The 6395-nt window shown below is 65.0% G+C and carries 8 protein-coding genes; 4 read left to right on the forward strand and 4 right to left on the reverse strand.

The genetic code is table 11. The features are described 5' to 3' along the window. Nucleotides 1–2 precede the first annotated feature (2 nt). From NX782_RS21725 to NX782_RS21735, 3 genes are read right to left on the reverse strand one after another with little or no spacing between them, the layout of a single operon-like run. A complete protein-coding gene (locus NX782_RS21725; protein WP_258847583.1) occupies nt 3–515 on the reverse strand; it encodes an adenine phosphoribosyltransferase in 513 nt (170 codons plus the stop codon). 10 nt (nt 516–525) lie between these two features. Further along, complete coding sequence (gene ispH / locus NX782_RS21730; RefSeq protein WP_258847584.1) at nt 526–1488, reverse strand: 4-hydroxy-3-methylbut-2-enyl diphosphate reductase; 963 nt, start codon at nt 1486–1488, stop codon at nt 526–528. Between the two features lie 17 nt (nt 1489–1505). Next, entirely contained in the window at nt 1506–1961 is a 456-nt protein-coding gene (locus NX782_RS21735; protein WP_258847585.1) for an FKBP-type peptidyl-prolyl cis-trans isomerase, read from the reverse strand. Nucleotides 1962–2073: 112 nt separating this feature from the next. Here NX782_RS21735 and radC point away from each other — a divergent pair, with 112 nt between their 5' ends. After that, on the forward strand, nt 2074–2748 hold the full coding sequence (gene radC / locus NX782_RS21740) for a RadC family protein (protein ID WP_258847586.1): 675 nt from the start codon (nt 2074–2076) through the stop codon (nt 2746–2748). A 3-nt stretch (nt 2749–2751) separates the two neighbouring features. Here the strand turns inward: radC and NX782_RS21745 are convergent, their stop codons facing one another. Further along, nucleotides 2752–4281 (reverse strand): glycosyltransferase family 39 protein, encoded by a 1530-nt coding sequence (locus tag NX782_RS21745; RefSeq protein WP_258847587.1) that lies wholly within the window; start codon nt 4279–4281, stop codon nt 2752–2754. A gap of 311 nt (nt 4282–4592) precedes the next feature. Between NX782_RS21745 and rpmB the strand changes: the two genes are divergently transcribed. The 3 genes from rpmB (at nt 4593) to NX782_RS21760 (ending at nt 6296) form a co-directional block, all read left to right on the forward strand. Beyond that, nucleotides 4593–4829 carry a 50S ribosomal protein L28 gene (rpmB, locus tag NX782_RS21750; protein ID WP_060567073.1) on the forward strand — a complete coding sequence of 79 codons (237 nt, stop codon included), beginning with the start codon at nt 4593–4595 and terminating at the stop codon, nt 4827–4829. Nucleotides 4830–4842: 13 nt separating this feature from the next. Further along, a complete protein-coding gene (gene rpmG / locus NX782_RS21755) occupies nt 4843–5010 on the forward strand; it encodes a 50S ribosomal protein L33 (protein WP_005665735.1) in 168 nt (55 codons plus the stop codon). A 167-nt stretch (nt 5011–5177) separates the two neighbouring features. Continuing rightward, nucleotides 5178–6296, forward strand: coding sequence for a hypothetical protein (locus NX782_RS21760; protein WP_258847588.1), 1119 nt, complete (start codon nt 5178–5180; stop codon nt 6294–6296). The last annotated feature ends 99 nt before the right edge of the window (nt 6297–6395 follow it).

The raw sequence follows: 6395 nt of genomic DNA on the forward strand, positions 1-6395 counted from the left end.
GATCAGACTTTGCGCAGCGTAATCATGGGCATGGTCAGCGTGCGCTTGCCCTCGAAGAAGGCGATGTCGAACAGCGCGGTCGCGCCGACCACTTCCTTGCCCACCTGGCGCAGCAGGCTGGCGGCCGCCTCGATGGTGCCGCCGGTGGCCAGCACGTCGTCGACGATCAGCACGTGCTCGCCCTTGATGCGGGCCGGCTGGATCTCGATGGTGGCGCTGCCGTACTCGCGCTGGTAATCGATGCTGATCGCCTCGCCCGGCAGCTTGCCGGGCTTTCTCGCCATCGCGAAACCGATCGCACGTTTATAGGCCAGCGCGCCGGCGAGCATGAAGCCGCGCGCGTCCATCGCCAGGATGAAGTCGAAGTGCAGGTGCGCGGTGCGCTCGTACAGGGTGTCGATCGCCAGCTGCCAGTGCACCGGGTTGTCGAACACGCAGCCGACGTCGATGAATTTGACACCCGGCTCCGGGTAGTCCTGGAAGAACTCCAGGGGAATTGCGTCGAAGCCGCTCATCGGTATCCCATCATGCCGCGGCCGGTGCCGATGCGCCGGCGGCGTCGCCGGTCAGGCCCTTCGGCAGCGGGAAAGTGACGTTCTCTTCCACGCCTTCGAGTGCGCGCACGCTGGCCGCACCCAGTTCCTTCAGGCGGTCGATCACGGCCTGCACCAGCACTTCCGGGGCCGAGGCGCCGGCGGTCACGCCGATGCGGCGCTTGCCCGCGATCCAGCTTGGATCGATGGCGGCGGCATTGTCGACCATGTAGGCCGGGGTGCCCATCTTGTCGGCCACTTCGCGCAGACGGTTCGAGTTCGAGCTGTTCGGGCTGCCGACCACGACCACGACCTCGACCTGCGGCGCCATGAACTTCACGGCTTCCTGGCGGTTGGTGGTGGCGTAGCAGATGTCGCCCTTCTTCGGCTCGATGATGTTCGGGAAGCGCGCCTTCAGCGCTTCGATGATCTCGGCGGTGTCGTCGACCGACAGCGTGGTCTGCGACACATAGGCCAGCTGGTCCGGATTGGCAACCTGCAGCGTGTTCACGTCGTCGACGGTCTCGACCAGGTGCATGCCCTCTTCCGCCTGGCCCATGGTGCCTTCGACTTCCGGGTGGCCGGCATGGCCGATCATGATGATCTCGGCGCCCTGCTTGCGCATCTTGGCGACTTCGACGTGGACCTTGGTGACCAGCGGGCAGGTGGCATCGAACACCTTCAGGCCGCGCGATTCGGCTTCTTCGCGCACCGCCTTCGACACGCCGTGGGCCGAGAACACCAGGGTATTGCCCGCCGGGACGTCGTCGAGGTCTTCGATGAAGATCGCGCCCTTGGTGCGCAGGTCGTTGACCACGTAGGCGTTGTGCACGATTTCGTGGCGCACGTAGATCGGCGCACCGAACTGCTGCAGGGCGCGCTCGACGATCTCGATCGCACGGTCGACGCCGGCGCAGAAGCCGCGCGGCTGGGCTAACAGGATTTCGTTTTCCATGCTTGGTTGGCCAGTATTTAGAGGACGGAAATCAGGTTCACTTCGAACTTCAGCGGCTGCCCGGCCAGCGGGTGGTTGAAGTCGAACAGGGCATCGTTCTCGCGCATCTGCAGCAGCACGCCGGCAAAACGACCACCGCCCGGCGCCGCGAAATCGACCAGGTCGCCGACCTGGTAATCGGCGTCCGGCACCGAATTCTCTTCCAGCGTCTTTTTCGACACCGGCTGGATCAGCTCGGGATTGCGCTCGCCGAACGCGTCCGCGGCGCTCAGCTCGAAGGTCTGGTGCGTGCCTTCCGCCATGCCCAGCAGGCGTTGCTCGAGGAAGGGTGCGAGCTGGCCCTGGCCCAGCATCAGCGTGGCCGGCGTGCTGCCGAAGGTAGTGACGATATCAGTACCGTCGGCGGTGGCAAGACGATAATGCAGGGTCAGGTAAGCCGATTCGGTGACGATGGGAGCGTTGGTGGTGGACATTGCGTATTCGGGTTGCGTGCAAACCGCTATTGTAAGCCAGAGCCGTCAATCCCGCCCGCCCCATCGATGCATCCACAAGACACTTTTTGTCGAGAAAACAAGGGAATCAGTCATGGGAATCAATGAGTGGTCCGAGCAGGAAAGGCCGCGCGAGCGCCTGGTGCGCGACGGTGCGCAAGCGCTGTCCAACTCCGAATTGCTGGCCCTGCTGCTGCGCGTCGGCGTGCGCGGCAAGAGCGCGGTCGAACTGGGACGCGACATGCTGCAGCACTTCGGCTCCCTGCACGGGCTGTTCGGGGCTTCGCTATCGGACTTTTCAGAGGTGCACGGGCTGGGCATGGCCAAGTATGCGCAGATGCAGGCCGTGATGGAGTTGGCGCGGCGCGCCATCGCCGAGCAATTGCAGGCTGGCGATTTGCTGTCTTCGCCCGAGGCGGTCAAGCGCTACCTGCGCATCAAGCTCGGCGGGCGTCCCTATGAATCCTTCGTGGTGTTGTTTGTAGACGTCAAGAACCGCCTGATCGCTGACAAAGAACTTTTCCGCGGCACGCTCACCCACGCCAGCGTGCACCCGCGCGAGGTGGTCAAGGAAGCGCTGGCCTGCAATGCCGCCAACGTCCTGCTGGCCCACAACCACCCGTCGGGCTCGCCGGAGCCGAGCGAGGCCGACCTGCGGCTGACGCATACGCTCAGCCAGGCGCTGGCGCTGGTCGACGTGCGCGTGCTCGACCATTTCGTGGTGGCCGGGCCACACGTCCATTCGTTTGCCGAGCACGGGCAGATCTAGGTTTCAAGGCGGCGGCCCGGTGCCGACGCAGGCCAGCAGGAAGGCCATGCGCCGGCCGCTGCCGTCTTCGAGCGGCAGGCTGACAAGCTGCGGGTTCGTCAGTTGCGCCGCTGGCCAGGCCCGATAAAACATCGCCTGCGCAGACGGCGCTTCCCGTGCATGCGCCACGAACGCAGCCGGGACCGGCAGCGGCACGGACTCGCGCAGCGCATCTTCCAGCAACAGGGCCGGTAGCGCGGGCCGCACGAAATGCAGGTTGCCGGCCGACAGCAGGCTTTCGGTCACGATGGCGCGTGCCGCCGGACAATGCCGCGGCAACGCATCCGCCAGCGCGGCGTAGGGGTGGTGGCGCGTCATCTCCTTGCCGATGGCCGGGCCCAGCCAGGTCCGCCCCGGCAGCAGCGCCAGGAGGCACAGCGCGACGGCGCCGGACACGCGCAGGATGGCCGTGCAGATCGCATCATTGGCCAGGGCCGGAAACATCGCGAGCACGCCCAGCGGCAGCGAAAACAGCAGCGGGATCATCCAGCGCTCCTTGATCGTGCCCACCTCCCCCGTCAGCACCAGTGCCAGCAGCAACGCCGCGCAGATGCCGTACAGGCAGGCGAAGAAGCGGCCGGCCGGCCCGGCATCGAACGCCACTTGGCCGCGCCACAACGCGCGCCGGCGCCACAAAACGGCCATCCACACCAGCAGCGGCAGTGCCACGAAGCTGAGCGCCGCGGCCAGCACGCTCACCCCGCCCTGCGCGACCCGCTCCAGCCATGGCGCCGCCGCCGCGCCCTCCTGCATCTTGCGCAGCGTGCCGCCGAAAGCCAGTTCCGGGTACTGCATCATCCATATCGCGTGCGGCAGTACCAGCAACAGGGCCGGCGGGACCGCCGCCCAGGCCCGCCAGGTCCACAGCACCCGGCGGTGTTCGCCCACCAGCAGGCTGGCGCCGAGGACGGCTGCGAGGAACACGCCATAGTTGTACTTGGCCTGCAGCCCCAGCCCGCACAGCAGGCCGAAGCCGGCATAGCGCAGCAGGCTCGGTTTTCGCAACAGCGCGACATAGCACCACAGGGTTGCCGCGGCGATGGCCGTCATCAGGACCGAATGGGTCTGGATGCGCATCGCTTCCCAGGCGACCTGCGGGAACAGCGCCAGCGACGCGCTGACGGCAAGCGCGGCGCGGCGCCCAACCAGCGATCGGGCCACCTGGAACATCGCAATGCAGGTGACGGCCATTGCACAGGTTTTCAGGATCAGCAGGGCAAAACGGTCGATGCCGAAAGCCGCGAACACCAGCCACTGCAGCCAGGCGTACAGCGGCGGCTGGGTGCCGTAGCCGAGCCGCAACTGCTGGGTGAGATAGACGATCTCGGCCTCGTCGCGCTCGAGCGTGCCGTGCTCGGCAAGGCGGATCGCGAGAAAGGCCAGGCACCAGGCGAGCAGCGCCAATAAGGGACGCCAGTCCGTCGGCATCGGCGAGCCGGGCTGCGCAGTGCTGCGATGGACAGGCCGTGGCTCGGCCAGGGAATCGTCGTGCATCGTATCCTCGTTGGGTCAGGGACCCACACTGAGGCATACGAAGATCGTGGGTTTGAACTATGCCAAACGTGCGCAGGCGCTTGAAACGGGCAGCCGCGCCACACTGAACAGCACGGGCCGGACGCCCCCGCGGCGGCCGGATAACAGTGTGAAAACAGGCGTTTACAGCACATAGTTGCGTATTTTTACGATTGTTAAATCTTCGCGCTGATTTAAGAAACAATTTTTTTTCGCAAGTTATTGATTACGCTGCTGTTTTCGCGCTATACTCTCGTTTTTCCAATTGTGGAAGTTTACTCAAGGAGTGCGCTATGGCACGTGTTTGCCAAGTTACTGGCAAGGGCCCGATGGTTGGCAACAACGTCTCCCACGCCAACAACAAAACCAAGCGTCGTTTTCTGCCGAACCTGCAGAACCGTCGTATCTTCGTAGAATCCGAAAACCGCTGGGTCTCCCTGCGTATTTCGAATGCCGGCCTGCGCGTTATCGACAAGCTGGGCATCGACGCTGTGCTGGCCGATCTGCGCGCCCGCGGCGAGAAAATCTAAATAGGGAGCTATCATGGCAAAAACTGGCCGCGACAAGATCAAACTGGAATCGACCGCAGGTACCGGTCACTTCTACACCACGACCAAGAACAAGCGCACGATGCCGGCGAAGATGGAAATCACCAAATTCGACCCGAAAGCACGTAAGCACGTGATCTACAAAGAAACCAAGATCAAGTAATCTGGTTCCTCTGTAGAAAAAGAAAGCCGCCCACTTCACAGTGCGCGGCTTTTTTGTTTTGACTCGGATCACCCGCGCATCGAATTGCCCCGCCCTCCCCTGGCAGGCTCGCTATAGTCGAGTCCGTCTGCCGACCGCCCCGGCCGGCGCTCCTGGAGGGAAGAATCATGTGGCATTCACCCTTGACGCTGCTGCGACCGCTGGTCCTGCTGATCCCCGCCCTGCTGGCCGCCTGCAGCACGCCTTACCGTCCGGCCGTCGTGGTGCGCGACAGCGCCCCCTTCCCCGGCATCGTCAACCTGGTCCAGAACGGTGGGGGCCGCCCGCTCGACGTCATCCTCGTGCACGGCATGTGCACCCACGATGCGGCCTGGGCGAATCACGGCATCGACCGCATCGCCGGCGTGGTGTCGGCGAACGTGCCGGCGCAGGCGGTGGCGTCGAGCAACGGCATCCAGCTGGTCGAGCGCCGCCAGCAGATCGGCGGCACGCCGGTGCGCTTCCATGCCCTGATCTGGTCGCCGCTGACCGCGCCGCTCAAGCGTCAGCTCGACTACGACAACACCGGCACCCCGACGGACTGTTCAAGCGCCGGTAACGGCGAGTGCAAGCCCAAGCGCGCCTGGCTCAACGGCTACGTCAAGGACCGGCTGCTGAACGATTGCCTGTCCGACGTCGTCATCTACGAAGGCAAGAGCGGCAATGCGATCCGCGAGGCGATGGTCGAATCGGTGTCGCGCATCATCGAAAGCAATCCGAACGGCGAGCGCACCCTGGCCGTGGTCGCCGAAAGCCTGGGCAGCAAGATCCTGTTCGATGCACTCAGCAGCATGCTGGAGTCGACCCAGCCGCGCACCCGCGAGCTGGGCCTGCAGGCATCGCGCCGGCTGGGCCTGCTGTTCATGGCGGGGAATCAGTTGCCCATCCTCGGCCTGGCCGGACAGAACATCGAACGCCAGCCCGACCTGCGCAGCGCCGGCACGCCGGATGCGCTGCAGCGCTTCCTCGAGCTGCGCCGGCGCCAGGCCGGAAGTTCACGTGCGGAAGCGATCGCCCGGCTGGCGGTGGTCGCCTTTACCGATCCGAACGACCTGCTGTCCTACCGCCTGCTGCCGGCACGCTATGCGGCGCCGGACGTTGCCGTGGCGGACGTGCTGGTGTCGAATGCGCGCACCTGGCTCGGGCTGATCGAGAATCCGGTGGCGGCGCACCTGGATTACCTGGAGAACCCGGACGTCGGCGACCTGATCGCCTGCGGCTATCCGCGTTTTTCCGGCTGCCGTTAGCACGTCATTCCCGCGCAGGCGGGAATCCAGGTTCAGCTGACATAACACGAACAAACTTGGGGCCTTGCGCAGCAAGGCGCCTTCGCGGGGACGACGTGC

The sequence above is a fragment of the Massilia norwichensis genome (assembly GCF_024753245.1).
In the GTDB taxonomy this organism is placed as follows: Bacteria; Pseudomonadota; Gammaproteobacteria; order Burkholderiales; family Burkholderiaceae_D; genus Telluria; species Telluria norwichensis.